The following is a 23,098-nucleotide window of genomic DNA, read 5'->3' on the forward strand; positions in this document are numbered from 1 at the left end:
TCTTCTTATTCCTGAATGATCCGCTGAATCCAACTGTCGCGAAGGAGGGTATCGATTTCGTAATCGGAAGGATACTCGGTGGGATACTCCGAAGGCTGGAGTCGGATGTCGGGCTGGGTTCCGTAGATCTCATTGGTTTGACCGTTTTGATTCCAGTTCCGTTCGGGTTCGAGGCGGAAGAGGATGCCGCTGTTGGGTAGAGAGAAGCGATATGGCTCCAAGTATTCCGAGTCCCCTCCGGCTGTCGGAGTCCCAACCAGCGTTCCGAGCTTCAGCTTTTGCATGGTCATGGCAAAGCTGTCCGCCGCGGAAAAGCTGTTCCCGTCAATAAGCACATAGACGTTTCCGTTGAACGGGAATGAATCCAAAGGCGTTAGATGCTTATTGACCCGGTAGGTTACCCATGTGTCATCCAGATCGGAGGGATTTGCGATCTTCTCGACGCTGCTCACTCCATAAAGCTTGGCATTGGTAAGCGTCGAAGTGACGAATTTGCGATAGATCGTAAAACGGAACCCGAGTCGTTCTTTGAAACGGCTCTTTATGGCCCCATCGAACTCTGCGTCTATCGGTTCCTTCAATAGGGGGCGGAGAAGGAGATCCGTCCAATAATCCTGCTCACCTCCGCCGTTGCCCCTTACATCGAGGATGAGCTTGTCCAAGTCTTGCCCATATTTGCGCATGAACTCCTGAATGATACTCCGATCCGCTTCCTTGGACGAGCGGCCGAATGAAAATATCTTGATATATCCCGTTTTCGTTCCGTCCAATTGGCGAGTAATCACGTTTGTATTCTGGGAGTATGTCTGATCCGTTGCCATGCGGTCGGCATATCCGGTAAGCTTTGGAACCTCAAGAACGACATGTTCGCCATTTGGCTTAAGAAAGTCGACCTCCCAATCCAAGACGTTCTCACCCGGATCGACGGCGAACAAATCCTGCACAAACAGCTTGTCCAGCAGCGGATCTAGCGTGAGCCTGATCCGGGACATCAGACTGCGCACATAATCATCAGTGAGCAACCCGTCGATTTTGAGAATCTGAGTTCCAGGTGGCAAGGTCACCCCATCCAGTTGCGCTTCCTCAACAAGCTCGTAGGTACCGTTCCGATACCGGACGTTCAAGCTGGAATGGGAATAGAAGGGAAGCGAAGAGGCCAATCGGCTCCAATAATGTTGGGTCCGATAAGCGTTCTTGGGAATTCGGTAGCAATAGCTTAAGACCGGATTATAGGATTCGGAGTAGAGGATTTCTGCGTGACCGGCTTGTTGAAGGGTGATCATATACTCGTATAGGAGGGAAAGGAAGGCCTTGTTATCGGATGTCTTTTCGGCTTTTGCCACGTATTCGTCGGCCCGCTCGTTGATGTCGATAAGACCCTTCTCCTGTTTAACGGCATCGGCAAAAGGGTAGACGTCTGCGACCAATTGGGTTAGATAGCGGAAGTCCTCGGCCTTTTGCTGTGGGGTGAGTTCTTTGACTTCAATCTGCGGGCCTGGGATCGTGATATATCGATACAAGCTTAACCCTCCGATTCCAATCAACACGAATAAAACTGTGAACAGCAACCGTTTCTTCTTACGCCGCCGCTTCTGCACCAATTCCGCAGGAAGTACCATTTGCGTTTCAGGCATGGCCGATGTGCTGCAAGGTCTGCATAAAAATCTGTTCGATGTGCGCGTCATCGAGGGAATAATAAGCCGTCTTGCCTTGCTTGCGGCGTTTAACAATCCGCCGATTTCGCAGCTCGCGCAGCTGATGGGAGACAGCGGATTGTCCCATTTCAAGCAGCACGGTCAGGTCATGGACACAAAGCTCTTTTTGCAGGAGGGCGGAGATGATGCGGATGTGGGTCGGGTCACTGAAGGCTTTAAACCAGTCGGCCATCTCCGTAGCAGCTTCCCTGTCGGTCATCCCGATTTTCACGCTTTTCAAGTCGGAAACGGTACCTGGACATGAGGCATCGCATTCCTCTTGCGTATCGAATTCTTGTGGCATAATAACCTCCACGGTTGGAGTTCTTACCTGTTCCTATTATATCCAAAGCCAAAGAAGAGCGAAATGAACATTTATTAAGGTTCCACCAGAATTGATGGGAAGATTGATTGAAAGATGGATTGACAATTCGGCAAGGTGGTGAATATACTATATATGAACAATTGCTCATACGTTATTGAGTGGAGGAATGAATATGGCAACCTCAAGGGAATTGATCCGGCGTGAGCTGTCTTTGGAAGGGCTAGACTGCGCCCATTGCGCGGCAAAAATCGAACGGGGCGTACAGGAGATCGATGGCGTGACCCGTTGCTCCGTAAATTTTGCAAATCAGACCATGGTTCTGGAAATCCCGCATGAGAAGGAAGAGGACCTGTTGACGAAGGCCACAGATGTCGTTCTCCGATTGGAGCCGCATGTGAAGGTGAAAGTCAACCGGACAGGCCGTCAGCGAGAAAGTGGGGCTCACGATCATGACCACGAACACGAACATGGACATGATCATGCACACGGGCACGATCATGAGCATTCCGCTTCCGGAAACCGACTGCTCATCGGTCGTCTGATTGCCGGTGCCGCGATTACGGCAGTCGCTTGGACACTGCCTGAATCGACCTTTAGTATTCTTCTGTTCGTCGCAGCGTATTTGCTGGTCGGTGCGGATATTGTGTTCCAGGCTCTGAAAAACATCAGCCGCGGTCAAGTGTTCGATGAATTTTTCCTTATGTCGCTGGCAACCATCGGTGCGTTTGCCGTCGGGCAATATCCGGAAGGCGTAGCGGTCATGCTGTTTTATCAGGTCGGAGAGCTGTTCCAGAGCATGGCTGTCAACCGGTCACGCCGTTCGATCAAATCGCTCCTGGCCATTCGTCCGGATTATGCCAACGTATTGACGGATCATGGAGAGGCTCGTCTTTCTCCTGAGGAGGTACAAGTCGGTGACCGCATTCTGGTGAAGCCCGGTGAACGCGTGCCGTTGGATGGTATCGTCCTTGAGGGAAGCTCGTTCCTCGATACTTCCGCTCTGACCGGCGAATCGGTTCCCCGGGAAGCCTCGGCGGGGAGCGTGGTGCTCAGCGGGTCCATCAACGGAAGCGGTCTGTTGAAGGTAGAGGTCACAAAGGAATTTGCGGAATCCACCGCATCGAAAATTCTTGAGCTGGTACAGAACGCCAGCGCCAACAAGGCGAAGACGGAAAACTTTATCACCAAATTTGCCCGCTATTATACTCCGGTCGTCGTCATTACGGCACTTCTTCTGGCTTTGATTCCGCCTCTCGTGGTGAACGGAGCCGAGTTCCAGGATTGGATTTACCGCGCATTGATCTTCCTCGTCATCTCCTGCCCTTGTGCGCTTGTGGTCTCGATTCCGCTCGGGTTCTTCGGCGGCATCGGCGCGGCATCCAAGGAAGGGATTTTGGTCAAAGGAAGCAACTATTTGGAAGCACTGTACGACGCGAAGTACGTCGTGTTTGACAAGACCGGCACCCTGACCAAAGGCGTATTCCAGGTGGATCAAATCTCGCCGGAAGCTCCTTACACAGCCGATGAACTCTTGGAATATGCGGCTTATGCAGAAGCCTATTCCAGCCATCCGATCGCCGTGTCCATTCGGAGCAAATACGGAAGAACTATTCGCCAGGAAGAGCTGTCGGATTATAACGAAATTTCCGGTCACGGTGTTCAAGTTCGCTTTAGCGGGAAAACGCTTCTGGCCGGCAATGCGAAGCTGATGGAGCGGGAAGGCGTCGTTTGGACCGCAGCGGAATCCGCGGGCACCGTCGTTCATTTGGCCATCGATGGTAAATACGCCGGGTTCCTCTCGATCGCCGATCAGGTGAAGGAGGACTCCGCTGAAGCCATCCGCGAGCTGAAACGACTCGGCATTCGCAAAACCGTCATGCTGACGGGCGATTCCCGCGCCGTCGGTGAAGCGGTTGGACGGAAGCTGGGGCTCGATGAGGTGCACAGCGAGCTGTTACCTGCCGACAAGGTGAAGGAAATCGAACAGCTAGAACGGATGAAGAGTGCTAAGGATAAGATTCTCTTCGTTGGAGACGGCATCAACGACACTCCGGTGTTGGCGAGAGCCGATGTGGGCATTGCGATGGGGGGGCTCGGATCGGATGCGGCCATTGAAGCGGCCGATGTCGTGATTATGACGGACCAACCGTCTAAGATCGCGACCGCCATTCAGATCGCGCGCCGTACGAGACGGATTGTTTGGCAGAACATTATCTTTGCACTCGGCGTGAAGGGCATCTTTCTCATCCTTGGAGCCTTCGGGTTCGCGACGATGTGGGAGGCGGTTTTCTCCGATGTCGGAGTGACAGTATTGGCGGTTCTCAACAGCATGAGAGTGCTTCGAGCCCAGTCCCGGCCTTCCGTGTAAGGTTTCGACTCCATCGACAGCTTATGTCAGAAAATGCTCCCTATTCAAGTGCCAGTTGATAGAAGAATCTGGTATAATGGGGAAAGCGAAGGACGAAATCAGCTTGGACAAACGCATAATTCTCGTCCATCCTAACAACCATGGAAGGGGATGTGACATGAAGCTGAGCGCCAGAAACCAATTGAGCGGCAAAGTGCTGGAAGTCCAAAAAGGTCAAGTGAATGCGAAGGTCATACTCGAAATTGCCGGAGGAGAACGCCTTACCTCCATCATCTCCTTAGACGCGGCGGAAGAGCTGGAGCTTACGGAAGGCAAAGAGGTCACGGCAGTCATCAAATCATCTTCCATTTTACTGATGACCGAGTAGCCCTGATTAATCGAATGATGCAAGCAAGCAGCAAAATAAGAAGACGATCCCATAAGGGACCGCCTTCTTATTTTAATTGGATTGCCGGGATTAATAGAAGGATTTGAGAATGATGACCAGCAGAACGAAGAGCACCAGTACAAAAGCGAAGGAAGAACCGTATCCCCCTGCAACAACTCCCATCGTTACTCACCCCTTCCAATGAAACTTCAGCATTATATGGCGGAGAGGATGGAACGGTATGGTCATTCCCCCATTCAAACCGCGCCGACTGAACTTTTTGTTGGAGAGAGGTGAAGGACTACCTCCGCATCAGCAAGGGATGGAAAAGAGCCTATCTTCCTTCTCAAGAAGGACAGGCTCTTGCGAATGAAGGATGCGATACCATACGCTGAAATCAACTATGCCGCTGCAGCCTTCCGTTCAGCCACTTTAGCACCGCTTCAGAGACGATAGATCGATCCGTCTCATTGTGCAGCTCATGCTTCATTCCCGGCCATTCCATGAATTCGCATAACTCGCCGGCACGTTCCGCAAATCGACGGCTGGCCGCAATCGAGGTGACCTGATCGGCCCCTCCATGCATGAGAAGGAGCGGAACTTGAAGGCGCGTTGCGTTGGCGAGTGCCCATAATCCAGCTTTCTGCACACCGCAGAAGAATCCGGCCGTAATCTGTCCATGACCGAGCGGATCTTCCAAATACCTCTTCTGCATGTCCAGATCAGCAGTCAAATCCTCCGCCTTCATCGGTCTCTGGCTGGTATACGTCGGATAAAGCACAGATGCAACCCGGGCGGCCGCCAATTGATGCAGCGGTGGCTTGAAGGCGAGCTCCAGCCAAGGACCGCTGACGACAGCGCCGGCAATCTGTGGACGTCGACGCAGCAAATAATTCAGCGTCGTGTTGCCGCCCATACTGTGGCCGTAGAGAAAGAAGGGGAGTCCGGGATAGTAGTGGTCCGCTTCCTGAACGAGACGGTCGATGCCTTCAAGAAGCGCATCATACGAAGGGGTATGGCCTCGGTCGCCGACGGTTCGGCCATGGCCGCGTTGATCAAAGGTGATTACGGCATAGCCGGCATGATTCAAATAGGCGGCAACATGCTCATAACGGCCGGAATGTTCGCCCATCCCATGCACGATACCGACAACGCCTTGGACTTGTTGAGCATCCTCGGGATCGGACCGCCAAGCATACATGCGAGTTCCATCCGCGAGGCTCCATCTTAAATCGATTCGAGTGGACAAGTAATCTTTCATAAGGCGCCTTCCTTTCAAAATTGAAATTGAAAGCGTTCACGAATCTCTCTTCATCCTGTATGATTAGTTTATCAAACTTACATTGGAAACGGGAGACCAACAATATGAACAGTACCATGAAGAGCAAGCTTACAATCGAGCAAATCCAGAGGATCACAGCGGAGACCATGAAGGAAAAAGTCGTATCTTTGAAGGAGTTGTCGGACGGATGGGCCAATACGGCCTATGCGATCCAACTGGAGGACGACCGCAAGGTCATCCTGAAGGCCGCACCTGTAAAAGGCTTCAAGACGATGCGCTGCGAGCGGGATAATATGCGGGCGGAGGTGGAGGCGCTCCGACTCGTTCAGGCCCAATCAAACGGAGTTCCTATTCCGCAAGTGTATACCTACGATCCATCGGGCAGCCTGGTGCCATGCGAGTATTTCCTGATGGAATATCTGGAGGGCGAGCCCTACAACAAAGTCAAGGAAGCTCTTTCACCCGAGGCGAGAGATGGAATCGAATTTGCTCTCGGCGATTATAACCGGCGGATCAACGCCATACAAGGAAAGCGGTTTGGTTATTTTTGCTTGGAAAATGGCTCGGCTTCGACGTGGAAGGACGCTTTCCAAATCCTGATGGAGGATCTTCTGCTTGACGGTAAGGAGGCTGGAATCGAGCTGCCTCTGTCTTATGAAGCCTTGGAGCGCGAGGTGGAGAGCCGGCTCGATGCCTGCTCCGAAGTGAACGTCCCGCAGCTTGTTCATTGGGATCTATGGGACGGTAATGTGTTTGTGAAGGACGAACGGATCGTCGGGATCATCGATTTTGAGCGCTCACTTTGGGCGGATCCGCTTATGGAAGTTTATTTCGGGAAGTTCAATTCTTCCTCGACTGCATATCGACGCGGATACGGAAAGGAACATTTCACCGAAGCGGAACGAGTTCGCCGGGACCTATACGTTCTCTATCTGGATCTGGTGATGGTCATTGAATGTTATTATCGGCAGTATGAGAACAAAGATCATATCGCTTGGGCTCATTCCAACCTGAAGGAAGGGTTGGAGGCCCTGAAAATGAAGTGAAACCTTGCCTGCCCATTCCCGTATGGTAGCCTATGACTACGGGGATGAACACGAGGAGGAGAAGAGAGAGAGAAATGCGCATCGGAAACGGATTGAAATCCATCCTGCAGGCGAATCTGCTGGTCAGAACCTTGCTGGTTCTGCTGTTGATCGGGGTGACCATTCTGGTCTACTCCAAAATCGGATTTGTGTTTAAACCATTGACCGTTCTGTTCAAGACGGTTGCCCTGCCCTTAATTTTGACCGGTATTGCCTATTACCTGCTGAATCCTATCGTGGATTTTCTGGAGTCGAAGAAGATCAAGCGGGGGTACAGCATACTCGGCTTGTACCTGGTGATTGCCGGGCTGCTTGTCGTCCTGTTCCTGAACGTCATTCCTTTTTTGGCAGGGCAAGTGAATGGGCTGATTGGGAACTTCCCTCGCTACAGCGAACAAGCCCAAGAGCAGGTCAGCAAATTCATGAGCAGCAGCTATTTGAGTCAATTCAATCAATGGACGGGGACCGATCCATCCTCTTGGACGCAAGACCTGTCCGGTAAAGTAAGCGGCTTTTTGCAGGATGCAGTGACGGGGGTCGGGTCGTTCATTAACGTCCTTAAGGATATCGTTCTCGCCTTGGTTACCCTACCGTTCATTCTGTTCTATCTGCTAAAGGATGGGCGGAAGCTGCCCAAGTTCATTCTTGGTATAGCACCTACCCGGATGCGCGGTTATTCCTTCCGAATCATGTCCGAGATGAACCGTCAGATCAGCTCCTACATTCGTGGACAGATTACGGTCAGCTTCTGCATCGGTGCGCTTCTGTATATCGGCTACCTGATCATCGGCTTGAAATACTCGCTTACGCTTGCCCTGATCGCCGCTTGTACGAGCGTCATTCCTTATCTCGGGCCGGCCATCGCTATCACACCTGCGCTCATCGTCGCGATCGTCACCTCCCCGGCGATGCTGCTGAAGATGATCGTGATCTGGACGCTCGTTCAATTGATCGAGGGGAAATTCATTTCGCCGCAGATCATGGGCAAGAGTCTGCACATCCATCCGGTGACCATCATCTTCGTGATCTTGACGGCAGGCAATCTATTCGGATTTGTCGGAATTGTCCTAGCCGTACCCGGATATGCTATCCTGAAGGTAATCGTCACGAACGCCTTCGCCTGGTTCCGGGAGCGGTCCGGCTGGTATGCCCCGATTCCGGCAGCGGTTGACGGTCCTGCTTCTCCGCCACCACAGCCATAAGCTGAATAAGGAAACGCAGCCCAAAAAGGAGACCCATTTCATTCGAAAGGGCCTCCTTTTCATTTCCCTGGAGATGAGTCATTGTACGATCGGGCTGGTCTATTCCACGAATTCCTCCACCTTTTCCGCGAGAAACAGCCGATAGAGCAGCACGACGATAATCTTCGCAACGAGGTAGATGGGAAGAGCGGCCAGGATGCCGACGATGCCGAGAAGATCGCCGCCGACGAGAACGAGCACGACAGTCGTCAACGGATGGACATCCAGCCGCTTGCCGTAGATATGCGGTGCCAGCAAGTTCCCTTCAATCTGTTGCGCGACCAGGATGATGACGAGAACCCAGATCGCCGTCGTGGGAGAATCAATGAATCCGACGATCAGACAAGGGATCGCACCGAGAAATTGTCCGATGTACGGAATCAGATTGAAGAAGAGCGAAACCACCGCAAGCAGCAGAGAGTAGGGCAATCCAATAAAGAGGAACCCGATGTACATCATCAAGGCAAGCAGCGAAGTGATGATCACCCGGCCTACGATGTACCCGCTCAGCGCTCCATCCATATCAGATAAGGCTTCCTTGACATCCTTGCGATAAGCTCGTGGGGTAACCTTAAGCACCGCTTTGGAGAGCTTGCCGCCCTCCTTCAGCATATAGTAGAGAATGAACGGCACCGTCGAGATCACAAATAAGAAATTCGTAAACGCCGATACGGAATTGGACAAGTAGTTGGTGACGTAAGTAATACTCGAGTCGAGGTATTTGGTCAGGTTTTGCGTCCAATCCGTTTCGTTTGGTCCCAGCATGGAGAAGAACCGGCTGTCCTGGAGCTGATTCAGTTGGATTTGAAAGCCGCTGACGAGTTGAGGAATGTTGTTCATCAGATTCTGTACCTGGGTTCTGAGCAGCGGCCACACGAGAATCGCCAGTAAGGTAATGAACCCGGCGAGGACGAAATAGAGCAGCAGAATCGCAGCGGACCGGTTTACCTTTCTTCGGGTCAAATAATTAACCAAGGGCCGAAACATGTAATAAAAAAAGCCCGCCAGCATGAAGGGGAGCGCCAAAATCTTGATCATGGAAATGATCGGATTGAGCAGAAAGCTCACCTTGGTCGTCAAAAAAATGATTAACAGGACGGCAATTATCTTGAGAGAGTTGCGGAAAAAGCGGCTCTGCAGCATTAGGGCACCCCAATCGTTATCCATCGGTCTAGTAATGAATCATTACCCCAAAAGCTCGGGCGTATAACCTATTCCCCAAGATGATAACGAATTCCTGCTAATACGCGGTCAACCTAATCGTGTGGATACGAAGCGGCGTCAATCGGTATGTCATGGGCCGGCCTCGAACGGAGAGCCTCCAGTTCGAGGCGGGCATAACCGACCGTTTCTCTGCTAGCGCTTGAATTTGATCAGGTCCGTATTCTCGACAAATGTGGAGGTGTTGAACAGCAGCAGGACGTCCGTGATTCCATTTTGCTGTACATACGAAGCCAGGCTGCCGTTGTAATAGCGAATATCGATCACATCGATCTCTGCCACATGCTGCGTCAAGAAAGGAATGGAGCTGTGTGCGTAAGAGTCTTTGATGACGAGAAGCTTTTCATTCGTTGCCTTGCCGGAAGGCAAATCCGTGCGAATCTGAACAAGAGCATGAACGCCGCCTAGGAAATAGGAGTATTTGTCTTTCTTTTGCAGGAAATCTGGGAAATACAAGCTGTCGAATGTTTCTCCCGTATCGACAACCGTCATGGTGCTGGCCACAGGCTGCTTAGGCTGATACACTTGGATGGAATCCGGGGTCAACCCGGCGAATTGGCTGCGGGTATGGAAGCTTCCGAGGAAACGATCCGTTACCGTTTCAATCGAGAAGTCCTCTGGAGCAAGCGGTACCCAACCCATTTGAGCGGCATAAGCCCGGTAAGCCTGATAGGCTCCGGAAGTCGTCCAATGATGATCCGTTCGATAATAGAGCGGCTGCTCGGAATTTGCTTGGGCGGTCAAGAAATCGAATCCGTTCAAGTAATCGAGCTGCCCATTTACTTGATTGCCGATATACTCGTTGACTTTCTCCTCTGGATAGACCTCGGCAAACGGAGGGAGCTTGTCCGCATTCAGTCCAATCGAATTGGGTGCGAGCAGGAAACGAATGTTCACTCCTGGGAGCTTGTGGACGAAGGTCTTGATGGCATCCGTGTATTTGGCGATGGTCGCATAATCCGGCTCTAGGAACGTCTCCAGCAGATAGCCATCCTTGCCTTTGAAGATGCCGTTGTTTTCTTGTTGAAGACGCAGCTGCTCGATCCGCGACTTTAGCGCAACCCATTGATCCCGGAAGGGGAAATGATCCGAAATGTAGCGTTCGATCCCGTCCGTAAAACTTTTGTCCTGTAAGCTTGTCCAGGACCATTGTGGAAATGCCTGCAAACGGCGGTTCTCCGTCTCTGAGAAGCCCTGCACCGGGAGTGCGAGAAACAGGAGGGCGGCGGCAAAGAGAATCGCAACAAAACCGGCTGATAGAAGCTTGCTTTGCTTTGGGGTCATGAAGGTCCCTCCTCAGAAACGGAAATAGAGAAACGGATTGTAGCTGGCATCCACGAGATAAGCGACCGACAGGAAAAAGAGCAGACCGAGACTTAGTGCGGACAAACCAAACGGAAGCTTGCGGCAAATGACCCGGATTACCTGGGGAGCCGGGAGAGAGGCGCCGATCAGCATGATGAGAAGGAGGCCGTTGGTATAGAGCAGGTACAGGGTTCTCTCGTTCCACAAAGCCTGGTGGTTCAAACCGGTCAATGCACGGAAAAAGTCTCCCATCGCGCCAAGATCCGTAAAGGCGAAGAAGACCCAGCCGATCAGGATCATCACGATGGCATAGGAATGCTGCACGAACCGCGGCGAACGCTCCAGCCAGCGAAGCCAGATGAGCTTCTCGAAGCTCAGTACGAATCCGAAGTACAGCCCCCAAAGGACAAAATTCCAGCTCGCGCCGTGCCAGAAGCCGGTGAGCAGCCAGACGATCAGAATATTCCTCAGCTGCGCAGCCAGCCCGTGGCGGTTGCCTCCGAGCGGGATATAGACGTAATCGCGAAACCAGGTGCCGAGTGATATATGCCATCTGCGCCAAAAATCCGTGATGCTGCGGGAGGCGTAGGGCTTGTTGAAATTTTCACGGAACCGGAAGCCGAACATCAACCCAAGGCCGATGGCCATATCCGAGTAGCCGCTGAAATCGAAGTAGATTTGAAAAGCGAAGGCGACGAGTCCGAGCCACGCCGTGAAGACGGGAAGGCTATCAGGTGAAAGGGAAGCGATGCCGTCCCAGACGAGACCAATATTGTTGGCGAGCAGCACTTTCTTGGCGAGCCCGATGACGAAGCGGCGAGCTCCTTCTGCAAATTGCTCGAAGGTCTCCCTGCGCGATCTCAACTGCTCCGCAATCGTGTTGTAGGTGACGATCGGTCCGGCAACCAGCTGCGGAAAAAGCGCCACGAACGCGCCGAAATCGATCCAGTTTCGCTGAGCCTTCGTCTTGCCACGATAGACGTCGATGATATAGGACATCGATTGAAAGGTGTAGAAGGAAATCCCGATTGGCAGCGGAAGGTCAGTGGCTGGAATCGCTGTGCCGACCAGCGAATTGACTGTACCGATCAGGAAGTCCGCATATTTAAAAAAGCCAAGCAGACCTAGATTCACGATAACGGACGAGGCAACGATCCGCTTCCGCGCGCGAGGAGACCGATTTGGCTGATCGAGCAGCAAGCCGAAGCTGTAATCGGTGATCGTGGATAGAAGCATGATGCCGATATAGATCGGCTCTCCCCAGGCATAAAAAAGCAGGCTCGTCAGAAACAGGACCAGGTTGCGAATACGTCGGGGCGAAGCGTAATAGAGAAGCAGAACGGTCGGCAGAAACAGGAAGAGAAAGATCAGGCTGCTGAATACCATGATGGGTTACTTTCCAGCCGGGAAGTAGCCTTCAAACAAGCTAACGATTTTATCCGCATCCTCGGAGATGACGAACAGCACATAATTTCCTTTGGTGACTAGCTTGTAGTTCTTGGCGTTTTCGTATTGATCGGGTAAATAGGTCTCAAACTGCTTTTGCACGGCTTCCGCTCTTTTCTTCACACCAGCTTCCACCGTCGGAAGGTCCTTCTCCTCTTTCACCTGAAGGATTGCGAGCTCATTGGTTTTGATGTTCATCATCGGCATTTTGATGACATACGTTTCAAGCAGAGCCGGGTCGATGTCATACATGTCCTTAACGGCATCGGCTTGAATGTCGATGAGGGAGGGCTGCTCGACCTGCTTGAGGATATCATCGACCATCTCCTGGGGGGGCAGCGTAGGCTCAGCTGCAGCAGTCTTTTTCATATTGGTACAGCCTGCGGCGGCAAGACTAAGAAGAACTACGAGAATCAACAGCATGCTCTTGCGGGAAGTGAGGTTCATTTTGGGGTCGACTCCTTAATGGTTTTGGTTGATTGGTTGTCGCTCTCTCAAACGGCAATCGCTTCTCGATTGTTGCAGCATCATGGCTGTTATCTTTTTCCACTGTTCGGTAAAGCCTAGAATACGGAGAGGAAACTCGCCGTACATCCTGGTAAAAGAGGAGAAGCGCGCCTGCCTGTCGAAGGTAGTGGTGGAGAGAATTTATTCCATATTGGAGGGTAAGAAACGATGGATTTCGAAAAATGTCTTGAAAATTACGCGGAGCTTACGGTGAAGGTTGGCTTGAATGTGCAGCCCGGCGAAACCGTATGGATCAATACCTCGCTGCACCAGCCGGAATTCGTGCGCCTGGTCGTGCGTAAAGCCTATGAAGCAGGAGCGAAGCTTGTCCAAGTTGAGTGGGTGGATGACGAAGTGACCCGTCTTCGTTATAAGCTCGCACCGGAGGATTCCTTCGCGGAATACCCGCAATGGAGAGCAGATGCGATTACCAAGGTCGCGGCGGAGGGTGGAGCCTACCTGCTGATCGAATCTCGCGATCCCGATCTGTTGAGCGGTACGGCGCCATCGCGTACCACCGCATTCCAGAAAGCGGCCGGTGCAGCTCTCGCCAAATGGCGCGAATATACGTTCACCGACCGGGCAACCTGGTCGATTATCGCCGCTCCGTCCGTTGCCTGGGCTGAGAAGGTATTTCCGGAGCTTAAGGGAGAAGCAGCGGTCCGCGCTCTCTGGGAAGCTATCTTCCGCGCAACCCGTGCCGACCAAGAGGATCCGGTCGCCGCTTGGAAAGCTCATAATGGAGCTCTGAATGAGCGAATCGAGCAGCTGAACGCCAAGCAATTTAAGAAGCTCCATTACCGCGCGCCGGGGACGAAGCTTACGGTAGCGCTGCCTGATCGCCATATTTGGAGCGGTGGCAAGTCGGCCAATGCCAAGGGCAACGATTTCAATGCGAACGTTCCGACGGAAGAAGTATTTATTTCCCCGCATCGGGAAGGAACCGAAGGCTATGTAACCAGCACGAAGCCGCTCAGCTACAACGGCAACTTGATCGAGAATTTCACGCTCACCTTTGAGAAGGGCCGGGTGGTCGATTTCAAAGCGGAGAAGGGCTATGAAAGCTTGAAGGCGCTGATCGAGCTGGATGAAGGCTCTCATTACCTCGGGGAAGCGGCGCTCGTACAGCACAATTCGCCGATCTCGAACTCCAACCTGATCTTCTTCAATACCTTGTTCGACGAAAATGCCTCCAATCATCTGGCGATCGGCCGGGCATTTTCCAGCTCCGTTGAAGGAGGCGCTGATCTCTCGCCGCAGGAGCTTGCTGCGCTTGGGTTGAATGAAAGCCTGACGCATGTCGACTTCATGATCGGCTCAGCCGAAATGGATATCGACGGAGAATTAGCGGATGGAACGCTGGAACCGGTATTTCGGTCCGGCAACTGGGCGCTGATTTAATTGAACGAAAGGACCTCTCATCCACGGTGGAGAAGAGGTCCTATTTTGCAGGAATATTCGGAATTACAGTGATTTTTCTTGGCTGTATATTTGAGCAGGAGGAAAAGTAATGGTAAGAACCATGATGCAAATGTATCTCAAGAATAGTGTTGAAGCAGTAAAAATGTATCAAAAGGCTTTTGATGCTAAGTTATTACATGAAAGTAAGAACGAAGATGGAAGCTATCTTCATGCTGAATTAGAGGCCTACGGGCAAGTGTTAGCTATATCAGAGGCACTTGATGAGAGGGAAAATGGTAATACTATGCAATTTTGCTTCCACTTTGGTGAAGGTAATGAAGAAAATGTAAAGAGAGCCTATGAAGTTTTAAAAGATGGTGCAAAAATCGATTATCCATTGGGACCTTATATTGAACAATTGTGAAGCAAGAGAGGGAAATGAACGAATGCGGTTGGTTGTCCTTCGGGCTTCTATTCTTCTAGTCTAGCTTACTCTGCTGGCTTTATTGTCAGTGAGCTTTCCCCTTTACTTTTACGAACGAGCAGCCTTTTCACCACGAGCGGAAGGTGCATAGCCAAACATGCATCAATGGTTAGATTCGAGATAGGCCCTGCGATGTCGAACCATTTATTAAACGTCGACAACCCATAACCAACTCCGGCAAAAAAATGAAGGATCATCAAGACAATCACGATCCCCGTATGATACTCCCAAAGAAAACCGGTCTGACTCCTTGATATGATCAAAATGAGTACGAATAGTAGGATCGCCGTACACGTCGCGATTATCGAAATAACGGCAAAAGAATCATACTTGTCTTTCGCCCATTCTACGAATGTGGAGTCAAAATCCCGACGGCTCGCGCTGTACTTTAACCTCTCCATAAATTGAGGGCGTGCTACCATCATCTCCACAATACCCACGAGGGAGAAGATAGAAGACAGGAGAATAAAGCTCGTATTCATCAGCTTGCTTTTTCCGAAGCTAAAAATTACGTTGCCTATAACCAACGCAATCCCTACGAAGGCAATCGGCGGAATCGAAATCGATACTCCCATTCGGTACCTCACTGTTTTTAGCTTATTTTACCACAATGGACGGTAAAAAGAGGTGTTGGCATTCCGAAACGGAAAGATGTAGCGAATTTCTTCATGCATGTATAGCGAAAGCAGACGAATAGGTGGTACAGATGCCTTTCATCTCTTTGTATATACGTAAATATTACGATTATGCTATAATGACTCCATTCGCAGCCTGCAACGAACGATCCTTGTGATTTTGAAAGGAGCTTCACCTCTTGCGCCGCTCTGCAGCTAATTTCGGTATTCATTTGTTGTTTGGACTTGCCATGTTCCTCATCATTTGGATCGCGATGAATCCAGGGGGAATCTTGAAGGTTCCTTCCTTTGGAACCGAAGGCGTACAGACCTTCAAGACCATGTTCATCAGCATCTTTCTCGAAGCGCTTCCTTATCTCATCATCGGAGTATTGGTATCCGCCATCCTGCAAGTGGTGGTTCCGGAAGCTTGGATCCGCCGCTTCGTTCCGAAGAATCCGATTCTCGGCATTGCTTTCGGCTGTCTGCTCGGTATCCTTTTCCCCTTATGCGAATGCGGGATGATTCCGGTAGTCCGGCGGCTGATACGAAAAGGCATGCCGCTCTATGTAGGAGTCGTATTCATTCTGGTCGGACCGATCGTGAATCCCATCGTTTTCGCCGCGACCTATACGGCGTTCCGAATTCGCCCGGAGATGGTGTATGCGCGGATGGGACTCGCTCTCTTGGTTGGGCTGGTCATTGGACTCATCCTTTATGCCTTCGTTAAAAGCGATCCACTCAAAACGACCAAGGAGGATTTGTACCGAAGCGAGGCGGCAGAATCTGGGGAAGGTCCCGAAGAGGAATCTGGCACTCAGGCAAAAGGCATGGGCAAGCTGTTCGCCGTGATGGAGCAAGCCGGCGGTGAAATCTTCGACATGGGCAAGTACCTCATCTTCGGCTCGGTGATGACCTCGCTGATCCAGGCCTTTGTTCCGAGGGCGGGGATGGCGGAGATCGGACAGCAGCCGATTGTGTCGCATCTATTCATGATCGGGTTCGCTTACGTGCTGTCCCTTTGCTCCACCTCGGATGCGTTCGTCGCGTCTTCGTTTGCCCGGACGTTCTCGTCCGGTTCGCTGCTCACCTTTCTCGTCTTCGGACCGATGCTTGATTTCAAGAGCACCTTGATGCTGCTGTCGGTCTTCAAGCCTCGGTTTGTCCTACTGCTCGCGGGGTTGATTACGGTGACCGTGCTGATTGGCTCCCTCATCCTGTCCCATTATGCATTGTGGTAGCAAGCTTACGACTATGAAAGAGGAGCGCGTTTATGAATGATACCCGAAGAGAGTCCCTTCATTATCTGGCTCGAGCCGCTATCTTGATGGGGCTGTCCGCGTATATCGCTTATCTGGTCCAGATCGGAAAGCTGTCGTATTACATCATTCCCCGGCTGGAGCAGCAGGTGAAATATGCGGGAGTCGCGCTGTTCATCATCGGCGCCTTTCAAGCGTATTTCGGCCTGTTCGGCAAGCCGAAGGAAGGAGCGTGCGGCTGCTGCACGCACGCTCCTTCAAGGTCACTCCTGCGCAATGTGGTAACGTATGGTTTATTTGTGCTGCCGCTCAGCCTCGGCCTTCTGCTGCCGGATTCAGTGATGGGCGCAAGCGTTGCCGCTGTCAAGGGGATGAACCTGAACGCGAATGTGTTAGCGGTCAAGAAGGCCAAGCTCCTCGCCGAATCGGCTCCGTCGAAGGAGCCGGTGAGTCGGGCGAGTGCGGCAGTTCCATCTGCCGAGAGCTGGAGCTCTACAGACGAAGAGGGGAGAGCGGCTTTCGAAAGCCCAGATGCCGATGGAGAGAATGCCGCTTCTACTGGCTCCCTTCCTACGGCATCACCGGGCGAGGGAGATATTACCCCGCCGAACGGTTCGTTGCCTGAGGCTCAGAGTACGGGCGATGATCCTTTTGCTACCACGGATCCCTACATGGAGGACTATGCCAGGCTCGGCAGAAAATTGGCCGCACACTCCCTCGTCGATGTGAAGGAAACCGGCTTTATGGAGATACTCGGAGCGCTGGATCTGTTCAAGGAACCGTTTCTTGGCAAGAAGATCCGTCTCAGCGGGTTCGTATATCGAGAGAAGGATATGGGAGAGGGGAGCTTTGTCGTATCACGCCTAGCCATGCAATGCTGCTCTGCCGACGCGGCGCCATATGGACTTCTCGTCCGGTCGTCGATGTCCACTACGTATCAGAAGGACGATTGGGTCACCGTGACGGGGACCATCGAGAGCTCCACTTATCAAGGTCAGGAGATCATCACCGTGAAGGCTGAATCCATCAGCCGGATCCAAGCGCCGGACTCTCCCTATGTCTATCCGTATATGGGCGATTTTGCTGAGCTGTCTGGATCGGGTAATTAGCTTCTGGCTGTTTCCTTCGATACCCCTGTCGGAAAGAGAGCCTCCCATTCTGTTCGCAACCGCTTCTCATCCAGATCGAGTCCGATGAGCACCAGGTAGGGGGCTTCTTCATATCGAGCGGGAGTCCATTCGGCCCGCTTACCGGCATATTGCAGCAACTGGGTACCCTTGCTGGAATGAGGGACATAGCCCTTTGCTCGCAGGAGACCCTGACCCCAAAGGGACAAATAACGTTCGATCTTGGGAAGCGGCAGTCCGGCTCCGTTCGGAAATTCGAGCAGGAAGGTCCGGATGCGGGAGAAGGAAGCAGGCTGCTCCTTCTGTACAGGAGGGTTTTCCCGGTTCATTACCATCGGAACTGCTCCGGTTGATACGCGAAGAGGGCGGCGGACGGGGATAGCGCCGCTTTCACCCGGTCGAATTCCTTCGAAGAGAGGGGGCAGCTCCATTTGACTCATGCGAGTCGGAATCAGCGGAGCCCGATCATTCAGCTTGCGGATCGCCTTCTCAAGCTTGGGCAGCAGAGCAGGCTTTACCCGGTCGATCTTGTTGAGAAGGATCTGGTCTGCGACTTCAATTTGCCTGCGCAGCGTTCTCACCAGCTCCTTGTCCGAGGCAAAGATGCTGTTGTACTCAAGGGTGTGCTCCGCATCCAGTACAGTGACGATTTGCTTGATTTTCACTTTTCCGAGCAGTTCGGGTTCGGTCAAGGCATCGGCCACTTCCTCCGGATTGGCAACGCCGGTGAGTTCAATGATCAGAAGATCGGGCTTGGTCCGCAATAGGGAAGCGAGACTTCCGGCCAGCTCGCTTTTTTTCGTGCAGCAGACGCAGCCGTCCAGGAGTCGCGATAGGGCGATATCGGACGTTTCGCTTACAATTTGTCCGTCGACATCCCGTTTTCCGAGTTCATTCATCAAGACGCCGGCACGAAGACCGCGGGCATCCGCTTCCTCCAGAAGGTGGAGGAGAAGAGTCGTTTTGCCGCTTCCGAGAAAGCCGCTCAGGATCAGGACAGGGATGCTCATCGCAAGGTTCCTTTCTCAAGTGAATTAGTAATATTTACGATTAAATCTTACTCTCGAATCATGGATTTGGCAAAGGGTTTGGTAAAAGATATTTGTCAAGAGCGGTGTTTTATGCTTTAATCGTATTATATAGTAATAATTACGAATAAGAGGAGGCGCCAGATATGGCCAAAACATCGAAGATCATGAAAGAACGCAAACGGCAGGAGCTGGTAGCCCGCTATGCGGACAAACGGAGAGAGCTTATGCTCCAGGGGAACCTGGAAGCCCTCCGCAAGCTGCCGCGGGATTCCTCTCCGACTCGATTGAAGAGCCGCTGTGAAGTGTCAGGACGACCGCGAGGCTATCTGCGGAAGTTCCATGTATCCCGAATCGTATTCCGGGAGTTGGCCCACAAGGGGCAAATCCCTGGCGTGACCAAGTCCAGCTGGTGAGAAGCATCGTTTGGCTGGTTGAGGCTTTGAAGTCAGGGTGAACGCTCACAAGACCATGGATAACGCGCATTGCAGGCGGATTGTACGGATTATAGGGAGACTCCGGACATAACCTGTCCTCACTCCGAATAGGGTATAGGTAAGACAAACGGTCCGGCAAGGGGGCTGGACGGAGAGGATTGCCTATGCGCACTGGGAGCTTCAGAACGAGTATACCCTGGCTATTCCTATTGGTCATCTGTACAGCCGGGACGGTGATCCGGTTAAGCCCGAACCACCGCGCCTTGACGATGACACTTCCGGCTGCGGATATCATCATGTCCTTTAAGACGATGCTGATCGGCATCGTTCTGGAGGCGCTGCCCTTCATGCTGCTCGGAGTTGCGGTATCTGCGTTCATGCAGGTCTTCGTTAGCGAACAGACCCTTCGGAAGCTCATTCCGAACCATCCGCTCGGAGGGATCGCGGTTGCCTGTCTTCTCTGCGTCTTGTTTCCGCTCTGCGAATGCGGCATTGTTCCCATCGTGCGCCGCTTGATGGCGAAGGGAATGCCGGTTTATATCGGCGTTGTCTTCCTGCTGGTCGGCCCAATTGTCAATCCGGTTGTCTATGCGGCAACCTTAACGGCTTTCCGCTCCAATCCGGAGATGAGCTACGCCCGGATGGGCTTTGGCCTGCTCGTCGGATGCGGAATCGCACTCGTCGTGTATGCGATCAAAATCCGGCAGCCGCTTAAGCTTGATAAGGAGCAGCTCTACGCACAAGCTCAGCAAGCTCGGCAGGAAGGGAGTACACCGACAGCGATCGGACATCGCCTCTCGCAGGCGTTCTCACACATGGGCCATGAGTTTTTTGAGATGGGCAAGTATTTGCTCCTGGGCTCCGTGCTAACGGCAGCCATTCAGACGGGGGTACCTCGCTCGGCGATCACCGGGATCGGAAGCCATCCGCTCACCGGAAGCCTAGTAATGATGGGGTTCGCCTTTGTCCTCTCGCTGTGCTCCACCTCAGACGCTTTTGTGGCCGCCTCCTTCACCGGAGCCTTTCCACCGAGCGCGCTTCTCGCGTTTCTTGTGCTGGGACCGATGCTCGATTTGAAAGGAACTTTGATGCTGCTCTCGGTTTTTCGGGGAAAATTCGTGCTGCTGCTTTCGATTCTAGTCGTTCTGTTCGTCCTCGGCGGAGTCCTGCTGATTCATCAATTTGGGTCCGCTCTGGGCTTGACTTGAGAAGGAGGACTCTAGATGCGAGAGGAAACACGAATGAACCATGAGGCTGGACATCCAGCAGATAGCCGCATGGTCCGCCACTATCTGTTTCGAGCCTTGCTGCTGCTTGCTTATTCTCTCTACATTCTCTATCTCGTTCAGAGCGGCAATCTCTTTCATTACATCGCTCCTCGGATGGAGACGCTCGTCAAGCTTGCTGCACTGGGATTGATTGTTGTGGCGGGAGCTCAAATCTGGTTGGCGCTCGGAACACGCCGGGAGGAGCGGATGGATTGCGACTGCTGTGCGCCGGACCCGGCTTCAAGAGGTCGGTCCAGCGGGCTGCTCTATCTCTTGTTTCTGCTGCCGCTCCTAACAGGATTTCTGCTTCCAGACGGGGTTTCAGGAAGCGAATTGACCGCCGTCAAAGGAATATCCCTGAGCGGCCCGGATGGGACAGTCGGGTTTCTGTCTGCGTCATCTTCTACGGCAAAAGGTGTTTCGGCTGCCGGGCCTTTCGATTCGGGAGGGTTTTCGACCGGAGCTTCAGAGGATGTTCAAACTGACGGCTACAATGAGGATTTCATTTGGCTCGCCAAGCGGCTCTATAACCAAGATCGAATCTCGGTACCGGATGAGGGGTACTTGGAGGTTCTCCGCGCGGTCGATTTGGATCTCGATCGCTTTGTCGGGAAGACCATGACGATCAGTGGATTTGTCTACCGGGATAAAACAATGAAGGGCGACGAATTCGCCGTCGCTCGACTGGTCATGTCCTGCTGCGCGGCGGATTCCTCCTCCTATGGCGTGCTTGTTCGGGATGTGAATAGCCGCGATTGGAAGCAGGACGAATGGGTTTCCGTGACTGGAACCATCAGCAAAGTGAAGGTTGATGGAAAACCGGTTTTGGCTCTGGCTGATGGTAGCGTTGTTCCGTCTACGGCTCCCGCGAATCCTTACGTCTATCTCTATACCGGGGATTATCAAGATCTAATTCGGTAATACAGTCGATCCACGCCGATTCCTATCCACACGATTAGGGCTGACAGCGCACTCGTTGAATCGGCTAAGCGAATGCATCGTGCAATATCGTAATTATTACGTATAAGAAAAGACTGCTTTTGACATACGCCGATGCTGGCGGCAAAGCAGGGAAAGGTGATGAACATGGAGATCGTCAAGATGGAGGAAGTGGTCTTCGGGTATGGAGACGTTCCTTCGCTGGTCAATGCCAGCCTGTCGATCCGGCAGGGCGAGTTCGTTGCGTTAACCGGCCCGAACGGCGCATCCAAATCTACAGCGTTGCGGCTTATGCTCGGTTTGCTGAAGCCTTGGAGTGGATTGATTCAATTGGCAGATCGATGCGCCGATAGCAGACCCCTCACAGTTGGGTACGTACCCCAGCAGCTCTCCGCATTTAACAGTGGGTTTCCCAGCACGGTGAAGGAGTTTGTCCTCTCCGGACGATACCGGAAAGGCGCTTGGCTGAAGCGGCTGCTGCCGGAGGATCACCGCAAGGTGGAGGAAGGCTTGCGACAGGTCGGCATGTGGGAGCATCGCGGGAATCGGATCGGCGAGCTGTCGGGAGGTCAGAAACAGCGGATCTGCATCGCCCGGACGCTCGTACAGGAGCCGGATTTCTTCGTCCTGGATGAGCCAGTCACCGGCATGGATAAGAACAGTCGCATGGATTTTTACCAACTGATGGAGGAGCAAGTTCGCGGCAGAGGAAGCACCGTTCTGATGGTGACCCATAACCTGGAGGAGGTCAAGGATCGGCTCGATCGGATCATCGAACTGGAGCGAACGGAGGAGGGGGGATGGCGATGCTGCACTACGACTTCATGCAGAGGGCATTTTATGCCGGCGGGATGATTGCGGTCCTGGCCTCGACGCTCGGGGTCTATCTGATGCTGCGCCGTCAAGCGCTGATGGCGGACATGCTGTCTCATGTTTCCCTCGCTGGAGTTGCAGCTGGCGCCTATTTCGGGTTTAACCCCACGCTTGCCGGATTTCTGACCGCCGTACTCGGCGCAGTGGCCGTTGAATATGTGCGGCGGAGCTATAAATCCTACAGCGAAATTTCCATCGCCATCATCATGATCGGCGGACTCTCTCTTGCGGTTGTGCTGATGAGCCTGAACAAAAGCTTGACCCGGAGCTTTTCCTCCTACTTGTTCGGAACAGTTGTAGCGGTAAATACCACAGAGCTATTGCTTCTCGCGATTGTGACCGTAATCGGTGGTTTATTCTTCGCCTTGTTTCGCCGGCCGCTCTATCTGTTGACCTTCGATGAGGAAACAGCGCGTTCCATCGGAGTACCTGTTAATCGCTTGACCTTTGCCTTCAGCGTATTGACCGGCATGATCGTCGCGTCGGCGATGCCGATTGTCGGAGTCCTGCTCGTTTCTTCCCTCATCGTTTTGCCTGCCGCTCTGGCGATTCGCTTATCCCGGTCTTTTGCATGGTCGATTGTCATCTCCATCGGCATCGGGATGACTGGCGTTTTCTCGGGGCTTACGGCTTCTTATGAATGGAGCACGCCCCCTGGTGGAACGATTGCCCTCGTGCTGCTCTGCATCTGGCTGGTCGGTACGGGGATTCATCAAGGCTGGAAACGGTTTGGTTCCAAGAACAGCAAGAAAGCAAAGTCGTCGCCTTCTCGAAAAGGGCAGAATCTACACGGCTCGGAAAAGGGACTGGACTACTAATCTTCCCCA

At 52.6% G+C, this 23,098-nt stretch carries 23 protein-coding genes; 13 read left to right on the forward strand and 10 right to left on the reverse strand.

Features of this window, described 5'->3' with window-relative positions:
* Positions 1–5 precede the first annotated feature (5 nt).
* A complete protein-coding gene (locus BN2684_RS21195) occupies positions 6–1,520 on the reverse strand; it encodes a S41 family peptidase (RefSeq protein WP_159065829.1) in 1,515 nt (504 codons plus the stop codon).
* A 106-nt stretch (positions 1,521–1,626) separates the two neighbouring features.
* Positions 1,627–1,998, reverse strand: a complete 372-nt coding sequence (locus BN2684_RS21200; protein ID WP_058304079.1) for an ArsR/SmtB family transcription factor — start codon at positions 1,996–1,998, stop codon at positions 1,627–1,629.
* Between the two features lie 193 nt (positions 1,999–2,191).
* Between BN2684_RS21200 and BN2684_RS21205 the strand changes: the two genes are divergently transcribed.
* Both BN2684_RS21205 and BN2684_RS21210 read left to right on the forward strand, forming a co-directional pair.
* A complete protein-coding gene (locus BN2684_RS21205; RefSeq protein ID WP_058304080.1) occupies positions 2,192–4,387 on the forward strand; it encodes a heavy metal translocating P-type ATPase in 2,196 nt (731 codons plus the stop codon).
* Between the two features lie 157 nt (positions 4,388–4,544).
* The gene (locus BN2684_RS21210) at positions 4,545–4,754 is read left to right on the forward strand and encodes a TOBE domain-containing protein (RefSeq protein WP_058304669.1); all 210 of its coding nucleotides are present in this window, start codon (positions 4,545–4,547) and stop codon (positions 4,752–4,754) included.
* Between the two features lie 90 nt (positions 4,755–4,844).
* On the opposite strand, the gene BN2684_RS24065 is transcribed toward BN2684_RS21210, so the two are convergent.
* Together BN2684_RS24065 and BN2684_RS21215 are read right to left on the reverse strand one after the other, a co-directional pair.
* Positions 4,845–4,937 (reverse strand): YjcZ family sporulation protein, encoded by a 93-nt coding sequence (locus BN2684_RS24065; protein ID WP_082652111.1) that lies wholly within the window; start codon positions 4,935–4,937, stop codon positions 4,845–4,847.
* Positions 4,938–5,151: 214 nt separating this feature from the next.
* On the reverse strand, positions 5,152–6,015 hold the full coding sequence (locus tag BN2684_RS21215) for an alpha/beta hydrolase (protein WP_058304081.1): 864 nt from the start codon (positions 6,013–6,015) through the stop codon (positions 5,152–5,154).
* 104 nt (positions 6,016–6,119) lie between these two features.
* On the opposite strand from BN2684_RS21215, the gene BN2684_RS21220 reads away from it, so the two are divergent.
* Together BN2684_RS21220 and BN2684_RS21225 are read left to right on the forward strand one after the other, a co-directional pair.
* Positions 6,120–7,082: a phosphotransferase family protein gene (locus tag BN2684_RS21220; RefSeq protein WP_058304082.1), complete on the forward strand. Its 963-nt coding sequence runs from the start codon at positions 6,120–6,122 to the stop codon at positions 7,080–7,082.
* A 74-nt stretch (positions 7,083–7,156) separates the two neighbouring features.
* Entirely contained in the window at positions 7,157–8,323 is a 1,167-nt protein-coding gene (locus tag BN2684_RS21225; RefSeq protein WP_058304083.1) for an AI-2E family transporter, read from the forward strand.
* A gap of 99 nt (positions 8,324–8,422) precedes the next feature.
* On the opposite strand, the gene BN2684_RS21230 is transcribed toward BN2684_RS21225, so the two are convergent.
* From BN2684_RS21230 to BN2684_RS21245, 4 genes are all read right to left on the reverse strand, one after another.
* The gene (locus tag BN2684_RS21230) at positions 8,423–9,505 is read right to left on the reverse strand and encodes an AI-2E family transporter (RefSeq protein WP_058304084.1); all 1,083 of its coding nucleotides are present in this window, start codon (positions 9,503–9,505) and stop codon (positions 8,423–8,425) included.
* Between the two features lie 213 nt (positions 9,506–9,718).
* Positions 9,719–10,867 (reverse strand): DHHW family protein, encoded by a 1,149-nt coding sequence (locus BN2684_RS21235; protein WP_058304085.1) that lies wholly within the window; start codon positions 10,865–10,867, stop codon positions 9,719–9,721.
* A gap of 12 nt (positions 10,868–10,879) precedes the next feature.
* The gene (locus BN2684_RS21240; RefSeq protein ID WP_058304086.1) at positions 10,880–12,274 is read right to left on the reverse strand and encodes an MBOAT family O-acyltransferase; all 1,395 of its coding nucleotides are present in this window, start codon (positions 12,272–12,274) and stop codon (positions 10,880–10,882) included.
* 6 nt (positions 12,275–12,280) lie between these two features.
* Positions 12,281–12,781, reverse strand: coding sequence for a DUF4358 domain-containing protein (locus BN2684_RS21245; RefSeq protein ID WP_058304087.1), 501 nt, complete (start codon positions 12,779–12,781; stop codon positions 12,281–12,283).
* A gap of 228 nt (positions 12,782–13,009) precedes the next feature.
* On the opposite strand from BN2684_RS21245, the gene BN2684_RS21250 reads away from it, so the two are divergent.
* Together BN2684_RS21250 and BN2684_RS21255 are read left to right on the forward strand one after the other, a co-directional pair.
* Complete coding sequence (locus BN2684_RS21250; protein WP_058304088.1) at positions 13,010–14,242, forward strand: aminopeptidase; 1,233 nt, start codon at positions 13,010–13,012, stop codon at positions 14,240–14,242.
* Positions 14,243–14,351: 109 nt separating this feature from the next.
* A complete protein-coding gene (locus tag BN2684_RS21255; protein ID WP_058304089.1) occupies positions 14,352–14,666 on the forward strand; it encodes a VOC family protein in 315 nt (104 codons plus the stop codon).
* Positions 14,667–14,731: 65 nt separating this feature from the next.
* On the opposite strand, the gene BN2684_RS21260 is transcribed toward BN2684_RS21255, so the two are convergent.
* The gene (locus tag BN2684_RS21260) at positions 14,732–15,301 is read right to left on the reverse strand and encodes a hypothetical protein (protein ID WP_058304090.1); all 570 of its coding nucleotides are present in this window, start codon (positions 15,299–15,301) and stop codon (positions 14,732–14,734) included.
* A gap of 239 nt (positions 15,302–15,540) precedes the next feature.
* Here BN2684_RS21260 and BN2684_RS21265 point away from each other — a divergent pair, with 239 nt between their 5' ends.
* Entirely contained in the window at positions 15,541–16,581 is a 1,041-nt protein-coding gene (locus BN2684_RS21265) for a permease (protein ID WP_234340292.1), read from the forward strand.
* 32 nt (positions 16,582–16,613) lie between these two features.
* Positions 16,614–17,708 (forward strand): TIGR03943 family putative permease subunit, encoded by a 1,095-nt coding sequence (locus tag BN2684_RS21270; RefSeq protein ID WP_058304091.1) that lies wholly within the window; start codon positions 16,614–16,616, stop codon positions 17,706–17,708.
* Here the strand turns inward: BN2684_RS21270 and BN2684_RS21275 are convergent.
* Positions 17,705–18,736, reverse strand: a complete 1,032-nt coding sequence (locus BN2684_RS21275; protein ID WP_058304092.1) for a CobW family GTP-binding protein — start codon at positions 18,734–18,736, stop codon at positions 17,705–17,707. The two genes, BN2684_RS21270 and BN2684_RS21275, sit on opposite strands and share 4 nt — an antisense overlap.
* 164 nt (positions 18,737–18,900) lie before the next feature.
* On the opposite strand from BN2684_RS21275, the gene rpsN reads away from it, so the two are divergent.
* The 5 genes from rpsN to BN2684_RS21300 all read left to right on the forward strand — a co-directional run bounded on the left by rpsN (position 18,901) and on the right by BN2684_RS21300 (position 23,089).
* Positions 18,901–19,170, forward strand: a complete 270-nt coding sequence (gene rpsN / locus BN2684_RS21280; RefSeq protein WP_058304093.1) for a 30S ribosomal protein S14 — start codon at positions 18,901–18,903, stop codon at positions 19,168–19,170.
* Between the two features lie 185 nt (positions 19,171–19,355).
* On the forward strand, positions 19,356–20,399 hold the full coding sequence (locus tag BN2684_RS21285; RefSeq protein ID WP_082652113.1) for a permease: 1,044 nt from the start codon (positions 19,356–19,358) through the stop codon (positions 20,397–20,399).
* 15 nt (positions 20,400–20,414) lie between these two features.
* Positions 20,415–21,380 (forward strand): TIGR03943 family putative permease subunit, encoded by a 966-nt coding sequence (locus BN2684_RS21290; protein WP_058304094.1) that lies wholly within the window; start codon positions 20,415–20,417, stop codon positions 21,378–21,380.
* 165 nt (positions 21,381–21,545) lie between these two features.
* The gene (locus tag BN2684_RS21295; protein ID WP_108722265.1) at positions 21,546–22,253 is read left to right on the forward strand and encodes a metal ABC transporter ATP-binding protein; all 708 of its coding nucleotides are present in this window, start codon (positions 21,546–21,548) and stop codon (positions 22,251–22,253) included.
* A complete protein-coding gene (locus tag BN2684_RS21300) occupies positions 22,199–23,089 on the forward strand; it encodes a metal ABC transporter permease (protein WP_058304096.1) in 891 nt (296 codons plus the stop codon). The genes BN2684_RS21295 and BN2684_RS21300 overlap by 55 nt, the downstream gene beginning before the upstream one ends.
* Positions 23,090–23,098: the final 9 nt, after the last annotated feature.

The sequence above is a fragment of the Gorillibacterium timonense genome (assembly GCF_001457415.1).
Taxonomy (GTDB): Bacteria; Bacillota; Bacilli; order Paenibacillales; family NBRC-103111; genus Gorillibacterium; species Gorillibacterium timonense.

Coding starts and splice junctions, on each gene's coding strand:
- BN2684_RS21200 (WP_058304079.1), bottom strand. CDS start 1,998: ATGCCACAAGAATTCGATACGCAAGAGGAATGCGATGCCTCATGTCCA.
- BN2684_RS21205 (WP_058304080.1), top strand. CDS start 2,192: ATGGCAACCTCAAGGGAATTGATCCGGCGTGAGCTGTCTTTGGAAGGG.
- BN2684_RS21210 (WP_058304669.1), top strand. CDS start 4,545: ATGAAGCTGAGCGCCAGAAACCAATTGAGCGGCAAAGTGCTGGAAGTC.
- BN2684_RS24065 (WP_082652111.1), bottom strand. CDS start 4,937: ATGGGAGTTGTTGCAGGGGGATACGGTTCTTCCTTCGCTTTTGTACTG.
- BN2684_RS21215 (WP_058304081.1), bottom strand. CDS start 6,015: ATGAAAGATTACTTGTCCACTCGAATCGATTTAAGATGGAGCCTCGCG.
- BN2684_RS21220 (WP_058304082.1), top strand. CDS start 6,120: ATGAACAGTACCATGAAGAGCAAGCTTACAATCGAGCAAATCCAGAGG.
- BN2684_RS21225 (WP_058304083.1), top strand. CDS start 7,157: ATGCGCATCGGAAACGGATTGAAATCCATCCTGCAGGCGAATCTGCTG.
- BN2684_RS21230 (WP_058304084.1), bottom strand. CDS start 9,505: ATGCTGCAGAGCCGCTTTTTCCGCAACTCTCTCAAGATAATTGCCGTC.
- BN2684_RS21235 (WP_058304085.1), bottom strand. CDS start 10,867: ATGACCCCAAAGCAAAGCAAGCTTCTATCAGCCGGTTTTGTTGCGATT.
- BN2684_RS21240 (WP_058304086.1), bottom strand. CDS start 12,274: ATGGTATTCAGCAGCCTGATCTTTCTCTTCCTGTTTCTGCCGACCGTT.
- BN2684_RS21245 (WP_058304087.1), bottom strand. CDS start 12,781: ATGAACCTCACTTCCCGCAAGAGCATGCTGTTGATTCTCGTAGTTCTT.
- BN2684_RS21250 (WP_058304088.1), top strand. CDS start 13,010: ATGGATTTCGAAAAATGTCTTGAAAATTACGCGGAGCTTACGGTGAAG.
- BN2684_RS21255 (WP_058304089.1), top strand. CDS start 14,352: ATGGTAAGAACCATGATGCAAATGTATCTCAAGAATAGTGTTGAAGCA.
- BN2684_RS21260 (WP_058304090.1), bottom strand. CDS start 15,301: ATGGGAGTATCGATTTCGATTCCGCCGATTGCCTTCGTAGGGATTGCG.
- BN2684_RS21270 (WP_058304091.1), top strand. CDS start 16,614: ATGAATGATACCCGAAGAGAGTCCCTTCATTATCTGGCTCGAGCCGCT.
- BN2684_RS21275 (WP_058304092.1), bottom strand. CDS start 18,736: ATGAGCATCCCTGTCCTGATCCTGAGCGGCTTTCTCGGAAGCGGCAAA.
- rpsN (WP_058304093.1), top strand. CDS start 18,901: ATGGCCAAAACATCGAAGATCATGAAAGAACGCAAACGGCAGGAGCTG.
- BN2684_RS21285 (WP_082652113.1), top strand. CDS start 19,356: ATGCGCACTGGGAGCTTCAGAACGAGTATACCCTGGCTATTCCTATTG.
- BN2684_RS21290 (WP_058304094.1), top strand. CDS start 20,415: ATGCGAGAGGAAACACGAATGAACCATGAGGCTGGACATCCAGCAGAT.
- BN2684_RS21295 (WP_108722265.1), top strand. CDS start 21,546: ATGGAGATCGTCAAGATGGAGGAAGTGGTCTTCGGGTATGGAGACGTT.
- BN2684_RS21300 (WP_058304096.1), top strand. CDS start 22,199: ATGGCGATGCTGCACTACGACTTCATGCAGAGGGCATTTTATGCCGGC.